Annotated in this window: 1 protein-coding gene; it reads left to right on the forward strand. The window is 63.0% G+C overall.

What is annotated here, in order from left to right; genetic code table 11:
- A partial coding sequence (locus SB717_RS34250) for a hypothetical protein (RefSeq protein WP_410907290.1) occupies window positions 1–354 on the forward strand: 354 nt, incomplete at both ends.

Below are 354 nucleotides of genomic sequence, written 5' to 3' on the forward strand. Positions count from 1 at the left end.
GCTACCTGCCTGATCCGTTCGCCGTGCATCGGGCGAACGAGAGCCTCATTCCTTTTCAGCCGGATTTCATCACCGAGCGAAGCGGCGAATTGCTGCGCGCGATGTATGCGGAAGACTTCGATGCATTCGGCTATGACCGAGCGTTGCCAGGGGCCAAGGAGAGCTTCTCCGAAGAGCAGGCCGATGTTGCGCTCAAGGCCGTGCATCTGCTGCGCGCCCGGCACACGCAGCTCGGCGAGCGCTCGGAGCGGTTGGCTGCACTTGCGCAAGCCGTCCGCGAACGTGACACAAGAATCGCAGTGCTTGGAAATGCTGCGTCTGAGCGCGACGCTACACGAGCGCAGCGCGACGCGT

It is taken from the genome of Priestia sp. SIMBA_032 (assembly GCF_046535215.1).
Taxonomy (GTDB): domain Bacteria; phylum Bacillota; class Bacilli; order Bacillales; family Bacillaceae_H; genus Priestia; species Priestia aryabhattai.